The 15,733-nt window shown below is 70.1% G+C and carries 15 protein-coding genes and 2 riboswitches; of the genes, 10 read left to right on the top strand and 5 right to left on the bottom strand.

Going from position 1 to position 15,733, the window contains the following annotated elements; genetic code table 11:
- The first annotated feature begins 7 nt into the window (after positions 1-7).
- The 4 genes from OP04_RS30185 (at position 8) to OP04_RS30200 (ending at position 5,834) form a co-directional block, all read left to right on the top strand.
- A complete protein-coding gene (locus OP04_RS30185; RefSeq protein ID WP_033343240.1) occupies positions 8-892 on the top strand; it encodes a peptidase inhibitor family I36 protein in 885 nt (294 codons plus the stop codon).
- A 45-nt stretch (positions 893-937) separates the two neighbouring features.
- Positions 938-1,945 carry a zinc-binding dehydrogenase gene (locus OP04_RS30190; protein WP_051799344.1) on the top strand — a complete coding sequence of 336 codons (1,008 nt, stop codon included), beginning with the start codon at positions 938-940 and terminating at the stop codon, positions 1,943-1,945.
- Between the two features lie 93 nt (positions 1,946-2,038).
- Positions 2,039-2,251: riboswitch (cobalamin riboswitch) on the top strand.
- Positions 2,252-2,392: 141 nt separating this feature from the next.
- Positions 2,393-4,804 (top strand): ribonucleoside-diphosphate reductase subunit alpha, encoded by a 2,412-nt coding sequence (locus OP04_RS30195; protein WP_033343241.1) that lies wholly within the window; start codon positions 2,393-2,395, stop codon positions 4,802-4,804.
- Between the two features lie 34 nt (positions 4,805-4,838).
- Positions 4,839-5,834, top strand: a complete 996-nt coding sequence (locus OP04_RS30200; RefSeq protein ID WP_033343242.1) for a ribonucleotide-diphosphate reductase subunit beta — start codon at positions 4,839-4,841, stop codon at positions 5,832-5,834.
- Between the two features lie 72 nt (positions 5,835-5,906).
- On the opposite strand, the gene OP04_RS30205 is transcribed toward OP04_RS30200, so the two are convergent.
- Positions 5,907-6,410: a cupin domain-containing protein gene (locus OP04_RS30205; RefSeq protein ID WP_033343243.1), complete on the bottom strand. Its 504-nt coding sequence runs from the start codon at positions 6,408-6,410 to the stop codon at positions 5,907-5,909.
- 96 nt (positions 6,411-6,506) lie between these two features.
- On the opposite strand from OP04_RS30205, the gene OP04_RS53740 reads away from it, so the two are divergent.
- The 3 genes from OP04_RS53740 (at position 6,507) to OP04_RS53750 (ending at position 7,912) form a co-directional block, all read left to right on the top strand.
- Entirely contained in the window at positions 6,507-7,046 is a 540-nt protein-coding gene (locus tag OP04_RS53740) for a DUF6886 family protein (RefSeq protein WP_157240580.1), read from the top strand.
- Between the two features lie 100 nt (positions 7,047-7,146).
- On the top strand, positions 7,147-7,407 hold the full coding sequence (locus tag OP04_RS53745; RefSeq protein ID WP_157240582.1) for a hypothetical protein: 261 nt from the start codon (positions 7,147-7,149) through the stop codon (positions 7,405-7,407).
- 109 nt (positions 7,408-7,516) lie between these two features.
- Complete coding sequence (locus tag OP04_RS53750) at positions 7,517-7,912, top strand: peptidase inhibitor family I36 protein (protein WP_157240584.1); 396 nt, start codon at positions 7,517-7,519, stop codon at positions 7,910-7,912.
- A 369-nt stretch (positions 7,913-8,281) separates the two neighbouring features.
- Here the strand turns inward: OP04_RS53750 and OP04_RS30220 are convergent, their stop codons facing one another.
- A complete protein-coding gene (locus OP04_RS30220) occupies positions 8,282-8,758 on the bottom strand; it encodes a hypothetical protein (protein WP_033343245.1) in 477 nt (158 codons plus the stop codon).
- Positions 8,759-9,045: 287 nt separating this feature from the next.
- Positions 9,046-9,261: riboswitch (cobalamin riboswitch) on the top strand.
- A gap of 117 nt (positions 9,262-9,378) precedes the next feature.
- Here OP04_RS30220 and metE point away from each other — a divergent pair.
- Entirely contained in the window at positions 9,379-11,619 is a 2,241-nt protein-coding gene (metE, locus tag OP04_RS30225; protein WP_033343246.1) for a 5-methyltetrahydropteroyltriglutamate--homocysteine S-methyltransferase, read from the top strand.
- 67 nt (positions 11,620-11,686) lie between these two features.
- Positions 11,687-12,244, top strand: coding sequence for a hypothetical protein (locus OP04_RS30230; protein WP_051799346.1), 558 nt, complete (start codon positions 11,687-11,689; stop codon positions 12,242-12,244).
- Here the strand turns inward: OP04_RS30230 and OP04_RS30235 are convergent.
- Positions 12,207-13,397, bottom strand: a complete 1,191-nt coding sequence (locus tag OP04_RS30235) for an APC family permease (RefSeq protein ID WP_033343247.1) — start codon at positions 13,395-13,397, stop codon at positions 12,207-12,209. The two genes, OP04_RS30230 and OP04_RS30235, sit on opposite strands and share 38 nt — an antisense overlap.
- A gap of 133 nt (positions 13,398-13,530) precedes the next feature.
- On the opposite strand from OP04_RS30235, the gene OP04_RS30240 reads away from it, so the two are divergent.
- The gene (locus OP04_RS30240; RefSeq protein WP_232323788.1) at positions 13,531-14,520 is read left to right on the top strand and encodes an arsenic resistance protein; all 990 of its coding nucleotides are present in this window, start codon (positions 13,531-13,533) and stop codon (positions 14,518-14,520) included.
- Here OP04_RS30240 and OP04_RS30245 read toward each other — a convergent pair.
- Complete coding sequence (locus OP04_RS30245) at positions 14,458-15,042, bottom strand: vitamin K epoxide reductase family protein (RefSeq protein WP_033343248.1); 585 nt, start codon at positions 15,040-15,042, stop codon at positions 14,458-14,460. The genes OP04_RS30240 and OP04_RS30245 overlap by 63 nt on opposite strands.
- Positions 15,039-15,662, bottom strand: a complete 624-nt coding sequence (locus OP04_RS30250) for a DsbA family protein (RefSeq protein ID WP_033343359.1) — start codon at positions 15,660-15,662, stop codon at positions 15,039-15,041. Before OP04_RS30250 ends, OP04_RS30245 begins: the two co-directional genes overlap by 4 nt.
- Positions 15,663-15,733 lie beyond the last annotated feature (71 nt).

A 15,733-nucleotide genomic window follows, 5' to 3' on the forward strand; every position in this document is an offset into this window, starting at 1 on the left:
CCTGTTGATGAAGAAGCTCAATGCGGTCACGCTCGCCCTGCTGCTCGGCGCCGGCATCGTCGGCATCACGCCGGGCGCGGCCCAGGCCGCGGGACGCGACGGTGTCTGCGACGCCGGCGAGTTCTGCCTGTACTACAACAGCGACCAGGAGGGCTCGGTCTCGGACTTCACCGGTTCGATACCGGACTACGGCGCCACGCAGCCGAGCTGCTACGAGTTCAAGGGCGCGGGCAACGGCAAGGGCGACTGCGTGAAGAACGACGCGGCGTCGGCGTGGAACCGCACCTCGGACCCGGTCGCGGTCTACTACAACAGCGACTACGGCGGCGCGCGGCAGGGCATCGCGGCCGGCGCCAAGGTCAACCTCAACTCGGACCTGAAGAACGAGAACGCCTCGCACCGGTTCAACGACACCAGCACCGGCAAGGAGAACCTGTCGCACGGCCTCTACAACCTCAGCGGCGGCACCATCACGTGCGGCTTCGACGGGTACGTCAACACGCCCGGCCGCCACGAGGGCATCGACATCGCGCGCGGCATCGGCTCACCGGTCCGCGCGCTGGTCGCCGGCACGGTCATCAACATCGTGCGCGGCGCGAACGGCGGTGACGGCCTGTCCACCATCGCGGTCTACAACGCCACCTACGACCGTACGGTGATCTACCTGCACAGCGCGCCGCTGTCCGGCCTGAGCGAGGGCGACACGGTGGCCCGCGACCAGCAGATCGGCACCGAGGCGTGGCGCGGCATCAGTTCCGGTTCCTCGGCCCACACCCACGTCGAGGTCCGCGTCGGCCGCCGGGAACTGGCCGCCAAGTCCGTCAACGACCCGACCCTCGACAACCCGAACCCGACCTCCTTCTGGAACGCGCGCGGCTACAACGTCCGCTGAACCACCATTGACCTCAACCTCGGTTGAAGGTCGATCCTGGGTGGCATGCGCGTGATCCAAGCGGTCCGGTTCGGTGGTCCAGAGGTACTGGTGGCGGGTGAGCTGCCGGACCCGGCCGCCGGACCGGGCCAGGTCGTGGTCGATGTGAAGGTGGCCGGCCTGACGTTCGTCGAGACGCAGATCCGGCGGGGTGCGGACCGGTGGCACGAACGACCGAGCCTGCCGTACGTGCCCGGCGGCCTGGTCGCCGGGCACGTCAGCGCGCTCGGTGCGGGTGTGGACCCGGCATGGCTGGGGCTGCGCGTCCTTGCCGGCACCGGTGAGACCGGCGGCTTCGCGGAACGGGCCGTGGCCCTCGCCGGCGCGCTGTTTCCGGTCCCGGACGGGCTGGGACTTCCGGAGGCCGTCGCGCTCTACAGTGACGGCAGCACGGCGCAGGGGCTGGTGGAGCGTGCCGGCGTCGGGCCCGGGGACCGGGTGCTGGTCGAGGCGGCCGCCGGCGGCGTCGGCCACCTGCTGGTGCAGCTCGCACTCGCCGCAGGAGCACAGGTCGTCGGTACCGCCCGCGGTTCCCGGAAACTGGCGCTGATCCGCCGGCTGGGCGCTGTCGCGGTCGACTACAGCGCGCCGGACTGGACACGGCAGGTGCGCGAGGCGACCGGCGGCGCGGGACCGACCGTGGTGTTCGACGGCGTCGGCGGCCGGATCGGGCAGGCCGCGTTCGGGACGACGGCGCGCGGTGGTCGCTTCTCCATCCACGGTGCCTCCAGCGGCGACGTCACCCACATCGACCCGGCCGCCGCCCGCGACCGGGGCGTGGAGGTCATCGGCATCGGGCAGCTGGCCGGCTTCGGACCGCATCTGACGCGCTGGGCGCGCCAGATCATGTCGCACGCGGCGGCGGGGCTCGTCCGGCCGGTCATCGGTCAGACGTTCCCCCTTGATCACGCCGCCAGGGCGCACGCCGTCGTCGAGAACCGCACCACGATCGGCAAGACCCTGCTGCTGATCGACACGCCAGCCGGGGCACCCAGACCCGATTTGCCTGGTTAGCCCCGGTCGGCCGCCTCGGGATGAGCAACCACAGTGATCGGCGACACGCCCGGCACAGCATCTGGTGTTGCATGCTGCCGGGCGTACCCATATATGGTGTCCCTCGCAGCTGGTTCGCGCGGGGCGTAAGCGACGCGCGAGACAACAGGGAACCCGGTGGAAATCCGGGACTGCCCCGCAGCGGTAAGTGGGAACGAACGCCGTCATCAAGCACTGGGACCTCGCAAAAGGCCTGGGAAGCGACGGCCGGTAGGAACAAGCGTCACGCCCACGAGTCCGAAGACCTGCCAGCGCGCCGTGCACGACGTGTGCGGCGGTCGAAGGCCTCGTGGGACGGCCGACGCCATCTGCCGGACCGTGCCGTGGCCAGTCACCGCGCGCCGTCCCCTCGTGGCGTGGTCCCGCGTGCCTTCGATCTTGAGATCGCGGGTGAAAGCAGGGGGACGGATGACGGCGACGCAGGTTGCTCAAGAACTGCCGGAACAACGGCGGCACATGCAGGTCCGCAAGCGCAACGGCGACACCGAGCCGGTGGACGTCAACCGGATCGTCGCGGCGGTCGCGCTGTGGGTGGCGGACCTGGACGAGGTCGACCCGCTGCGGGTGGCGACCAAGACGATCAGCGGGCTGTACGACGGCGCCACCACGGCCGAGCTGGACAAGCTCTCCATCCAGACCGCCGCGGAGCTGATCGGCGAGGAGCCGCAGTACTCCCGGCTGGCCGCGCGGCTGCTGGTCGAGGTCGTCGGCAAGGAGGTCCGCAACCAGGGCGTCGGCTCGTTCTCCGAGTCGATCGCGTTCGGGCACGCGCAGGGCCTGATCGGCGACGACACCGCCGCGTTCGTGGCCGCGCACCGCGAGCAGCTCGACGCCGCCATCGACACCGGCAACGACCTGCGGTTCGAGTACTTCGGCCTGCGCACGGTCGCGGACCGCTACCTGCTGCGCCACCCGGAGACGCGGCTGGTCGTGGAGACGCCGCAGTACTGGCTGCTGCGCGTCGCCTGCGGGCTGTCGCAGACGCCGGACGAGGCGGTCGGCTTCTACCGGCTGATGTCGTCGCTGGCCTACCTGCCGAGCTCGCCGACGCTGTTCAACTCCGGCACGCGGCACACCCAGATGTCGTCGTGCTTCCTGGTCGACTCGCCGCGCGACGAGCTGGACTCGATCTACGAGCGCTACCACCAGGTCGCGAAGCTGTCGAAGTTCTCCGGCGGGATCGGCATCTCCTGGTCGCGCGTGAGGGGCCGAGGAGCACTCATCCGGGGTACGAACGGGAAGTCGAACGGCATCGTCCCGTTCCTCAAGACGCTCGACGCCGGGGTGGCCGCGGTCAACCAGGGCGGGCGGCGCAAGGGCGCGGCGTGCGTGTACCTGGAGCCGTGGCACCCGGACATCGAGGAGTTCCTGGACCTGCGCGACAACACGGGCGAGGACTCCCGGCGTACCCACAACCTGAACCTGGCGAACTGGATCCCGGACGAGTTCATGCGTCGCGTCGAGGCGGACGGGGACTGGTCGCTGGTCGACCCGTCGGACGCGCCGGAGCTGCCGGACCTGTTCGGCGAGGCGTTCGACGACGCCTACCGGGCCGCGGAGAAGAAGGCCGTCAAGACCGTCAAGGCGCGTGACCTGTACGGCCGGATGATGCGCACGCTCGCGCAGACCGGCAACGGATGGATGACGTTCAAGGACCCGTCGAACAAGCTGTCCAACCAGACCGGCGCGCCCGGCAACACCATCCACCTGTCCAACCTGTGCACCGAGATCCTCGAGGTGAACTCCGACGACGAGACCGCGGTGTGCAACCTCGGCTCGATCAACCTCGGCGCGCACGTGACCGCCGCCGGTGGCGTGGACTGGGAGAAGCTGCGCGCGACCGTCCGTACCGCCGTGGTGTTCCTGGACCGGGTCATCGACATCAACTACTACCCGTCGACGCAGGCGGCCGCGTCGAACCCGCGCTGGCGGCCGGTCGGCCTCGGTCTGATGGGCCTGCAGGACGCGTTCTTCACGCTCCAGCTGCCGTTCGACTCCGCCGAGGCGCGGGAGCTGTCCACGCGGGTACAGGAGGAGATCTTCCTGACCGCGCTGGAGTCGTCCGCGACGCTGGCCGAGCGGTTCGGCGCGCACCCGTCCTTCCCGGAGACCCGGGCGGCGCGCGGCGACCTGCACCCCGACCTGTGGGGTGCGACGCCGACCCAGACCGCGCGCTGGGATGCGCTGCGGGCGCGGGTCGCCGCCACCGGGCTGCGGAACTCCCTGCTGATCGCGATCGCGCCGACCGCCACGATCGCGTCGATCGCCGGCTGCTACGAGTGCATCGAGCCGCAGGTGTCGAACCTGTTCAAGCGCGAGACGATGTCGGGTGAATTCCTGCAGATCAACACCTATCTGGTACGGGAGCTGAAGGCGCGCGGGCTGTGGACCGCGCCGATCCGGGAGCAGATCAAGCGGGCCGAAGGGTCGGTGCAGGGCATCGCGGAGCTGCCGGCGGACGTGCGGGAGCTGTTCCGCACGGCGTGGGAGCTGCCGCAGCGGGCGCTGATCGACCTGGCGGCGGCCCGTGCGCCGTACATCGACCAGTCGCAGTCGCTGAACCTGTTCATGAGCGCGCCGACGATCGGCAAGGTGTCGTCGATGTACCTGTACGCGTGGAAGGCCGGGCTGAAGACCAGCTACTACCTGCGGTCGCGGCCGGCGACGCGCATTCAGCAGGCGACGGTGGCGGTCGCTCCGGTGGCGGTTGCTCCGGTTCTCTCGGTGGCTTCTGTTGTTCCTGCCGTTTCCGCCGTTTCCGCAGAAGAGGCGCTCGCCTGCTCCCTCGAAAACCCGGAGTCCTGCGAAGCCTGCCAGTAACACCCCTCTCTCCGTACCCTCGAAGGATTTTGAAATGCTGCTTGACCCTGGAATGGATCTCACGCTCCGGCCGATGAAGTATCCGCACTTCTTCGACCGGTTCAAGGACGCGATCAAGAACACCTGGACCGTCGAGGAGGTCGACCTCCACACCGACCTCGCCGATCTGGCGAAGCTCTCCCCCGCGGAGCAGCACCTGGTGTCCCGGCTGGTCGCGTTCTTCGCCACCGGTGACACGATCGTGGCGAACAACCTGGTGCTGAACCTGTATCAGCACGTCAACTCGCCCGAGGGCCGGCTGTACCTGTCGCGGCAGCTGTTCGAGGAGGCCGTGCACGTCCAGTTCTACCTGAACCTGCTCGACACGTACGTGCCGGACGAGAAGGAGCGATTCGAAGCCTTCGCGGCGGTGGAAAACATTCCGTCGATCGCGCGCAAGGCCGAGTTCTGCTTCAAGTGGATCGATTCGATCTTCGACATGCGCTCGCTGGAGACCCGCGACGACCGGCGGAAGTTCCTGCTCAACCTGATCTGCTTCGCCGCCTGCATCGAGGGCCTGTTCTTCTACGGCGCGTTCGCGTATGTCTACTTCCTGCGCTCGCGTGGCGTCCTGCAGGGCCTGGCCTCCGGCACGAACTGGGTCTTCCGCGACGAGTCCATGCACATGGCGTTCGCGTTCGACGTGGTCGACACCGTGCGCGCGGAGGAACCTGAACTGTTCGACGCCGACATGGAGCAGCAGGTCCGCGACATGCTCGCCGAGGCGGTGGAGTGCGAGGTCCAGTTCGCCGCCGACCTGCTGGAACAGGGTGTCTCCGGCATGTCGCTCGGCGACATGCGCGAATACCTGCAGCACGTGGCGGACCGGCGGCTGGCCGTGCTCGGCATCGCGCCGATGTACGGGTCGAAGAACCCGTTCGCGTTCATGGAACTGCAGGACGTCCAGGAACTCTCGAACTTCTTCGAACGCCGGGTCTCCGCCTACCAGGTGGGCATCACCGGCTCGGTCTCCTTCGACGACGACTTCTAGGGTGTGGCGTCCCCGGCCGGCATCTCTCCGATGCCGGCCGGGCCGTCCCGGTTTCCCAGGCGTCGGCGCCACTCAGGTGTTCAGGCCGAACCGCTCGACGATCGCCGGCAGCCACTCCGCCTCGCCGAACTCCAGGCCGTAGCGTTCCGCCAGATCACCGCCCTGCCCGGCCGCGGCCGGTCCGGCCTCGATCAGCTCGACCACCTCGCGGAAGAAGTGCTCGAAGCCGGCCGGCGTGATGATCTCGATCATCCGGGCCGGGGTGGCGCCGGCGTTCCACATCGCGTGCAGCTCGCCGCGTGGCTTGGTGATGTAACCGCCCGGCCCGAGCACCACCTCCCGATCACCCGACCGGAAGCCGATCTCCCCCTCGGTGACGATCGAATACTCGTCCTCCCGGGTATGCAGATGCGGCGTCACCAGCGCCCCCACCGGGAACGGATGCTCCACGACCGCCATCGCGCCGCCGGTATCCTCACCCCACAGCTTGAACTGCACGCCGATGTCGCCGAGCTGTCCCACTCGCCCATCACCCGGCCGCACCACGGTCAACGGCGGCGGTTCCGATCTCGTCATGCCCCGTGCCTACCGCATCCCGGACGCCGCCGACCAGCGAATTCCGAACAGCGGCGCGGATGTTGCCCGTCCGCCGCGGACCGATAGCGTGGCCCTGTGCCCAGGCTGTTCCACGTCAGCGATGAAGGTCCCTTCACCACGATGAGCCCGCGTCCCTCACCTCCCGGGACGCCGTACGAGGGACGGGAATGGGTCTGGGCCGTCGACGAGCAACACCTGCCGAACTATCTACTGCCCCGGGAATGCCCACGGGTGTGCTGGGCAACGCCTGAGGCACCGCACGGCCTGCTCGGTTCCCCCGCGGGCCGCGTGATCGCGGTGGAACACGGCTGGTCGTCGCGCCTCCTGCGGGCCGGGCTGAACGTCCACCACCTCGACCCCGCGCACTTCACGCCGCTGGATCCGACCGCGGGCTACTGGGTCAGCTCGCAGGTGGCTGTGGTGCAGGATGTGCGCCGGGTCGACGATTGCCTGACGGAGCTGGGCGGGCAGGGCGTGGAGGTGCGCTTGACCTCCACGCTGTGGCCGTATGTCGACGCGGTGGTCGCCGCCGGAGGCGAGTTCAGCGCCATCCGCATGCGAAACGCCCAGCCTCGGCAGGCCTCCGACGGCACCGTGACGACGTCCGCGTCATGAGCGGCGGTCGCGAGAATCTACCGCCGTTGATCCAGATCAGGTCTCTCCAGGGCTTGCGGCCTCGCACGGCACGACGGGGCCGGATGACGAAACTGGGCGCGTGATCCACCTGCAGAGAGGCCCGAACCCTTATGATCTTGAGGTGGAAGGTTCGGCCGCGGCGTGGGCGCCGGGTGAGGTCATGGTGGATTTCGGCGCCGGTCCGGTCAGGGTTCCGCGGGGGCTTCAGGTCCTCAACCTCCACGATCCGAACATGGGCCTTCCGGCCGAGGGTGCCATCGACTGGTCACAGTTGGAGAAGCTCCCGAATGTGATCACCGTGGACTGGTCCGGTGCCCGACCAGGACGTCGATGCTTTTAGCAGGGCTAATGGTGAACTGTCGGATATCAGCGGCCTGGTGCCCCACTTTTCCCCATATAGTGACTGAGGTCGATTTAATGCGGGTGACCGTCAGAAGAAGGGGCACTCTATGGGTATCAAGAACAGGCTCATGGCAATTCTGGCCACCGGTCTGGTATCGATCGGGGGCAGTGCCATAGCGCCGACCACTCCGGCTCAGGCGGCCCTGGCCAACTGCCCGGTCGCGAACCTTCAGGCATTCTGTCTGTACCAGAGAACCGACTTCTCATCCAGTGGTGTCGTCGAGTACGTATACGCGAATGTGGAGCGCAACACGTGCCTTCCTGTGTTGCACCAGCTTCACAACGCCGTGTGGAATGCGACCGGCACGAGGTGGTACCTGTTCCGCACCACCACCTGCAACGGCTCCCACGCTGAGATCCCGCCCGGCTGGTCCGGTGTGCTCCCGTCCGGCTACGGCAACGGCGCCACCCACGCGGTGATGCGGACCAGCTCGATCACCTGACGGCACCTCGGCGGCTCGTCGTCCGCGATCAGTCCCCGGGAGCCGGCGACGCCGTGCTCCCGGGGCCGAGAATGCGGCGTCATCGCAGGATCGCCGCGAGACGGACGGCGGCCAGGCCGAGCTGGGCGTGGTGAAGTCGGACAGTTTGATCACGCGGCCCCACGGGGACGCGGCGACCGTGGTGGACAGAAGAGGGCGGCATGATGGGCGCGGCGGACCGGCTGCGACTCTCCTCGCCCGCGGTCAGCCGCTCGCCCGACCGGGTCTTCACGCTCCAGAATCCCTGTTCACAGCACCCTCGCCGGACTACGCAATGCCCCTGCGTGATGCCCCGCGGCGCCGGAGCGCCGCGGGGCAGGACGTGAGAGCTCAGCAGCCCATCCGGCCGAGCGGCTGGACGCGGTAGCGCACCCCCGCGTAGTCCACGAAGCCGGAGGCGTACACGCACCGGTTGGCCACCCCGACCACCGAGACCGGACCGGCGTACGAGGAGTACCTGGCCGGGCCGTTGTCAGTCATGCTGCTGAGGATCGTGCAGCCAGGCTGCCCTTCGCCGCTCTGCTCCCGGCAGCTCTCGATGTGCGCCTCGGTGGTGCTGGCGACACCCGCCGACCGGCCACGGTGGTACATGCACGCGGTGTTGGTGCCGCCGTTGTCGGACTTGTAGTACACGATCAGCTCACCGATCGTCCCGCCGGGTCCATTGACCGTCTGGCGGAACGTCACCGAACCGGTGCAGCTTCCCGCGGTCTGCGCCTGCGCCACCGTGGGCTGGAGAGCCAGCGAGCCGGCGAGCGCACAGACCGCCAGGACGAGCGCACCGATCGCGGATCGGATCTTCATCATGTCGTGTCCCCTTCTCGTGATCGGATAGGGCCAAGCCTGGACCGCACCGAATGATCTCGACCGGGAGACGGTCAGGCCGTTCCTCTCCCGGATTCACTAGGCCTGACCTGCGATCCTTCGTCTGGATCGCGGCCGTGACTGACGCTAACCATCACCACGGCTCGCCGTGAGCGGTGAACGACCCTCACCTGCCGGAAGCGACTCCGAGCGGCGGATCGACACCCCCGCGTGCCGCCGATGAGTCGCCCGTGCCAGACCGTGCGTGACCGATCAGGCCGCGTACAGCTACCATGTCCCGCAGTGCTGGTTCGCCCCGGCCCGTGAGGGATGGGGCGTCGTAAGAGGGAATCCGGTGTGAGACCGGGACTGCCCCGCAGCGGTGAGTGGGAACGACCGCCGTCATCAAGCACTGGGTGCCGCACAAGGCGCCTGGGAAGCGACGGCCAGTAGGGACGAGCGTTACGCCCACGAGTCCGAAGACCTGCCCGCACCGCGTGCACCGTCGGTGTGCGCCGCCGGCGGCCCCTCGGGAGGGCTGGGCGGAAGCAGGCGCCCTGTCGCGTCCTTCCACCTTCCTTCCCGTGCCCGCCGGGCGCTTCGAGGGAAGGACACCGCACCACATGAGCACCGAATTCGGCCGGAGCACCGTGCTCGGCTATCCGCGCATCGGCGCGAAGCGGGAGCTGAAGAAGGCCGTCGAGGCCTACTGGGCCGGGACGATCGACGCGGCGGCGCTGGAGCGCACGGCCGCGCGGCTGCGGGCCGAGGTGTGGCGGTCGCTGCACCACGCGCGCCTGGGGTCCGTGCCGTCGAACACGTTCTCGTACTACGACCAGGTGCTGGACACCGCGGTCGCGGTCGGCGCGATCCCGGCGCGGTTCGCGGCGCTGGGTCTGACGGAGCTGGACACCTACTTCGCGATGGCGCGTGGGGTGGATGCCGAGCCCGCGCTCGAGCTGACCAAGTGGTTCGACACGAATTATCACTACCTGGTCCCGGAGATCTCCCCCGAGACGGTCTTCACGGCCAACCCCGAGAAGCCCTTGAGGGAGTACGCCGAGGCGTCCGCGCTCGGGATCACCACCAGGCCGGTGCTGGTCGGACCGGCGACGTTCCTGCTGCTGGCGAAGGGTGCGAAGGGTGAGGACCCGTTCGCCCGGCTGGACGACCTGGTCGAGACCTACGCGGGCATCCTCACCGCGCTGGCCGAGGCCGGCGTGGCGTGGGTGCAGCTGGACGAGCCCGCCTACGTCGCGGACCGCACGCCCGAGGAGATCGACGCGCTGCACCGGGCCTACACGCGGCTCGGCGAGGTGGAGCACCGGCCGCGGATCTTCGTGGCGACCTACTTCGGCGAGCTCGGGGACGCGCTGCCCGCGCTGGTGGACACGCCGGTCGAGGCGATCGGGCTGGACCTGGTCGCGGGGCCGGGGAACCTGGACCGGCTGGCCGGCGCGGGGCCGCTCGCCGGTAAGACGATCGTCGCGGGGCTGGTGGACGGGCACAACATCTGGCGCACGGATCTGCGCGCGGCGCTGGCCGTGGCCGCCACCGTGGCCGGACTGGCCGGCAGCGTCGCGGTCAGCTCGTCGTGCTCGCTCCTACACGTACCCGTGGATCTCGCTCTTGAAATTGATCTTGATCCTGAGCTGCGGGAACGTCTCGCCTTTGCCCGGCAGAAGGTGGACGAGGTCGAGCTGCTCGGGCGCGCGGTCTCGGACGGCACGGCGCACCTGCCCGCGCCGCTGCCGGCGGCTCCGGCGTCGTGGCGGCACGAGCTGGTCCGGGAACGACTGCGCGGCCCGCAGCACCGCGCACGCGGCGCCTACGCGGAACGTGCACGCGCCCAGCAGGAGCGGCTCGGGCTGCCGGAGCTGCCGACCACCACGATCGGGTCGTTCCCGCAGACGGCCGAGCTGCGTCAGGCCCGCGCCGCGGTCCGGAACGGCACGCTCGACGGGGCCGGCTACCTGGAGCGGATGCGCGCCGAGGTGCAGCACGTGATCCGGCTGCAGGAGGAGATCGGGCTGGACGTGCTGGTGCACGGCGAGCCGGAGCGCAACGACATGGTGCAGTACTTCGGGGAGCAGCTCGACGGCTTCGCGGCCACCGAGTTCGGCTGGGTGCAGTCCTACGGTTCACGGTGCGTACGGCCGCCGATCATCTACGGCGACGTCAGCCGGCGCGGCGCGATGACCGTGGAGTGGTCGTCCTTCGCGCAGTCGCTGACGTCCAAGCCGGTCAAGGGCATGCTGACCGGACCGGTCACGATCCTGGCCTGGTCGTTCGTCCGCACGGACCAGCCGCTCGCGGACACGGCCGACCAGGTCGCGCTCGCGCTGCGTGACGAGTGCCGCGACCTGGAGGCGGCCGGGATCACGGTCATCCAGGTCGACGAGCCCGCGCTGCGCGAGACGCTGCCGCTGCGCCGCGCGGACCAGAAGGCCTACCTGGAGTGGGCGGTCGGCGCGTTCCGGCTGGCCACCAGCGGTGTCGCCGACAGCACGCAGATCCACACGCACCTGTGCTACTCAGAGTTCGGCGAGGTCATCACCGCGATCGACGCCCTGGACGCGGACGTGACCAGCATCGAGGCGTCGCGCTCCAAGATGGAGGTTCTCGACGATCTCGCCGCCATCGGGTACGGCCGCGGCGTCGGGCCGGGCGTGTGGGACATCCACTCCCCGCGCGTGCCGTCGCACGGCGAGGTGGTGGCCGCGCTGCGGCGCGCGGTCGGTGCGGTCCCGGCCCGGCGGCTGTGGGTCAACCCCGACTGCGGATTGAAGACACGAGGGTACGCCGAGGTGGAGGCCTCGCTGCGGCATCTGGTCGCGGCCGCGGCCGAGGTCCGCGCGAGCTGATGTCATCGCACGGCGGCCCGCTCCGGCGACGGGGCGGGCCGCCGCCACACCCCGAGGTCGAGAACACATGAACCCCACGATCGAGACCGGCATCACGCCCTCGCAACGCCCCGCGCCGGCCGACGGCCTGATCCTGGACGGTCCTGCGTGGCGCCCGGACCTCTCCGCCGTCGCCGTCACCGGGCGCTACACGCGCCACGAGCACCTCCGCATGCTCGAGGAGCAGGACCGCGGTGTCACCGTCTTCGTCTCCCCGGTCGTCTACGACGTCGAGGCGACGAAGAGTCTGCTCTCCGACTACGTCTACGCCTGCCGCGCGCGGCTCGTCACACCCCGGCCGGTGATCCTGACGCTGTCCGTGTGCGACTCGGCGGCCACGCTCGACACGCTCGGCGTGGACGTGCCGCGCTGGCTGACGAACGCGCTCCGCCACTCTCCCGATCCGCCGGCCGAGTCGTACCGGCACTGCCTGGCGACCGCCCTCGAACTGATCGTCTTCTGCCGCCGCCTGGGCCTCCCGTTCGGTTTCCGCATCGAGGGTGCCTCCGGCGCCGACGTCACGCTCGCCGCCGACGTCCGCCGTCTGCTCACGTCCGGACCCGATAGATCAGGGCGCCCAGCGTGATCACGGCGGCGCCGGTGAGGACGGAGGCGATCGGGAGCGTGACCGCCAGGACGAGGCAACCGGCCAGCCCGAGGAGCGGGATCAGGCGTCCCGGGAGCGTGAGCGCCGCGGCATTGGCGATGGCGTAGTAGAGAAGCACGCCGAACGAGGAGAAGCCGATCGCGTCGCGGAGGTCGACGGTGGCGGCGAGCAGTGCGACCAGCAGGCCGACCGCGAGCTCGGCGCGGTGCGGGACCTGGGAACGGGGGTGGATCGCGTCGAGCGCGGCGGGCAGGTGCCGGTCGCGGGCCATGGCCAGCGTCGTGCGGGAGACGCCGAGGATCAGCGCGAGCAGCGATCCGAGCGCGGCGGTCGCGGCACCGGCCCTGACAAGCGGGGACAGCCCACCTGCGGTGTCGGCGAGCGGGGTGGTGGAGGCGGCCAGCTGCGACGGGCCGAGCGCGTGCAGGACGGCCAGGGCGACGGCGGTGTAGACGGCCAGCGTGATGGCGAGCGCGAGCGGGATCGCCCGCGGGATGGTGCGCTGCGGGTCCTTGACCTCCTCGCCGAGCGTGGCGATCCTGGCATATCCGGCGAAGGCGAAGAACAGCAGGCCGGCGGCCTGGAGGACGCCCCACGCCGGGAAGTTGCCGCGCGGCTCGGGCGGGGCCGCCGGGGCGGTGAGGCCGGCGATCACCACGGCGGTCAGGACCGTCAGCACGACCGCGACGATGATGCGGGTGGCGAGCGCGGATCTGTGGACGCCGCGCCAGTTCAGCGCGGTCAGCGCGAGGACCGCGGCCACGGCGACCGGGCGTTCCCGGCCGGGGGCGGCGTAGGCGGCGAACGTCAGCGCCATCGCGGCGCAGGACGCGGTCTTGCCGACGACGAACGACCAGCCGGCGAGGTAGCCCCAGAACGGTCCGAGGCGTTCGCGGCCGTAGACGTAGGTGCCGCCGGAGGCCGGGTAGCGGGCGGCGAGCCGGGCGGACGAGGTCGCGTTGCAGTAGGCGACCGTGGCCGCGATCGCGAGCGCGGCGAGCAGCCGGCCTCCGGCGGCGCGGGCCGCGGGTGCGAAGGCGGCGAAGACGCCCGCGCCGACCATCGCGCCGAGGCCGATGACCACGGCGTCGGCGGTGCCCAGACGGCGGGCGAGGCCCGGTGGTGCGGTCACGGCGTCCTCCCCGTCAGGTGCTGGTCCGCGCACACTATCGGCCGCGCGGCCCAACGGCCCGGAAACTGCGCGTGAACGCTGACCTCGGTGGCCCGTCACGGTGATCATCGGTCAGGATTGAGCCGCGGAGGAGGTGAGGACCGACATGGTGGAGGCGCTGGAGCGGCATCAGGTCGCCGTGTATCTGGGCGCGATCGCAGCAGGGTGGCTCGTGCCGGTCGGTGGCCTCGCGCCTCTGATCAACCCGGTGCTGGGCGCGCTGCTCTACGTCACGTTCCTGCAGGTCCCGGCGCGGGATCTGATCCGGTCGCTGCGGGACGGGCGGTTCCTGGCCGCCGCGCTGACGGTCAACTTCGTGGTGGTCCCGCTGGTGGTCGGCGCGATGTTCGCGTTCCTGCCCGCGGACCAGGGCGTACGACTGGGCGTGCTGCTGGTGCTGCTGGCGCCGTGCGTGGACTACGTGATCGTGTTCAGCGGGCTCGCGGGCGGCAGCAGCGACCGGCTGCTGGCCGCCACGCCGTTGCTGCTGATCGCGCAGATGCTGCTCCTCCCGGCCTTCCTGCTGATCTTCCTCGGCCGGGATCTGGCCGGCGCGGTCGAGGCCGGCCCGTTCGCGGAGGCGTTCGCGCTGCTGATCGTCGTCCCGCTCGCGCTCGCCTGGGCCACGCAGGCCTGGGCGCGGCGGCACCGGTCCGGCGCGGTGGTCGGCCGCGCCGCGACCGTGACGATGGTGCCGCTGATGGCCGCGACGCTGTTCGTGGTGGTCGCCTCGCACGCACGGGAGGCCGGTGGCGACGTGCTCCGCGTGGTGCCGTTCTTCGTGCTGTTCCTGCTGGTCATGGCGTTCGCCGGGCGGGGGGTGGCCCGGCTGTTCCGGCTGGACGTCGCCGCGGGCCGCGCCGTGGTCTTCACCGGCGCGACCCGCAACTCGCTCGTCGTACTCCCGCTGGCCCTTGCTCTTCCGGACCACCTCTCGGTGGCGGCCTCGGTCGTGGTCACCCAGACGCTGGTCGAGGTCGCAGGCATGGTCGCCTACGTGCGGCTGGTGCCCCGGCTGATGTCAGAGCAGCGTGCGCCAGTAGGTCCAGAACGCCTGGCCGATCAGCGCGGTCAGGACCAGTAGCCACGCGACCGGGATCGCGGTGTGCAGCGCCGCGACCGGCGCCCGCCAGGCATCCGGGAACGGCAGCACACCGTGACCGATATTGCGCAGCGTCGTACCACTGAACATCACGATCGTGACGATCCAGACCACCATGCAGTACGGGCAGAGCGCGCCGATCCGGTAGAGGCTCTGCACGATGAGCCAGTGCACGAACACGACGCCGAGCAGCGTGCCGGCCTGCAGACCCAGCCACCACCAGCGCGGCAGCCGGACACCGCCGAGCACGGCCACGCCGGTCGCGACGACCAGCGGGAACAGCGCCACGCCCAGCAGCGGGTTCGGGAAGCCGAACGCCGCGGCCTGCGGCGTGCTCATCACGGACCCGCAGGACAGGATCGGGTTGATGGAGCAGCTGGGCGTGTAGGAAGGGTCACGCAGCAGCGCGATCTTCTCCACGACCAGCACGAACGCGGCGACGCCACCGAGCAGACCGCCGACGGTGAGGATCCAGCCGAGGAGCCGGTCGCTGATCGTGTTCACCGGGACAGCGCCTGGTCGATGGCCTGCTTCAGCGCGTCCGGCTCGTACTCGACGCCGTTGACGAAGAACGTGGGCGTGCCCTGGACGCCGAGCCGGACACCGTCGTCCGCTTCCGCGCGCACGCGGGCGTCGACGGCCGGATCCGCCATGTCCGCGCGGAACTTCTCGGAGTCCAGGCCGAGCTCACGGGCGTACCCGATGAAGGTTTCGGTCCGGTCCTGCCGTTGACCGCCCCAGGCGCGCTGGTTGTCGAAAAGCTTGCGGTACATCGGCTCGAACGCGCCCTGGCGTGCGGCGGCCTCCGCCGCGTGGGCGGACGTGTAGGCGTTCGGGTGGCTCGCGATCGGGAAGTAGCGCACCACGTACGTGATGCTGTTTCCGTAGTCGGCCCGCAGCCGTTCCACGCCCGGATAGGCGGCGCCGCACGCGGCGCACTCGAAGTCGAGGAACTCCACCACGGTCACCCTGCCGTCCGCGGCGGTCGAGATGCGGTGGCTGTCGTCGCGGGCCGCGGCCGGCACCGGTGTCCCGTCGCCGGCCCGGCCGATCACCAGGGCCGTGGCCAGGACGACCACGGCCGCGACGACCATGCCGATCGTTATCTTCAGGTTGGTGCTGATGCCCTGCTGCCGTGCCTTGGCAACGGCCTTTCTCGCCTTGGTCCTCTGTGGATTCATAACGCATTCCCTTC

Source organism: Catenuloplanes japonicus (assembly GCF_000717135.1).
GTDB lineage: Bacteria > Actinomycetota > Actinomycetes > Mycobacteriales > Micromonosporaceae > Catenuloplanes > Catenuloplanes japonicus.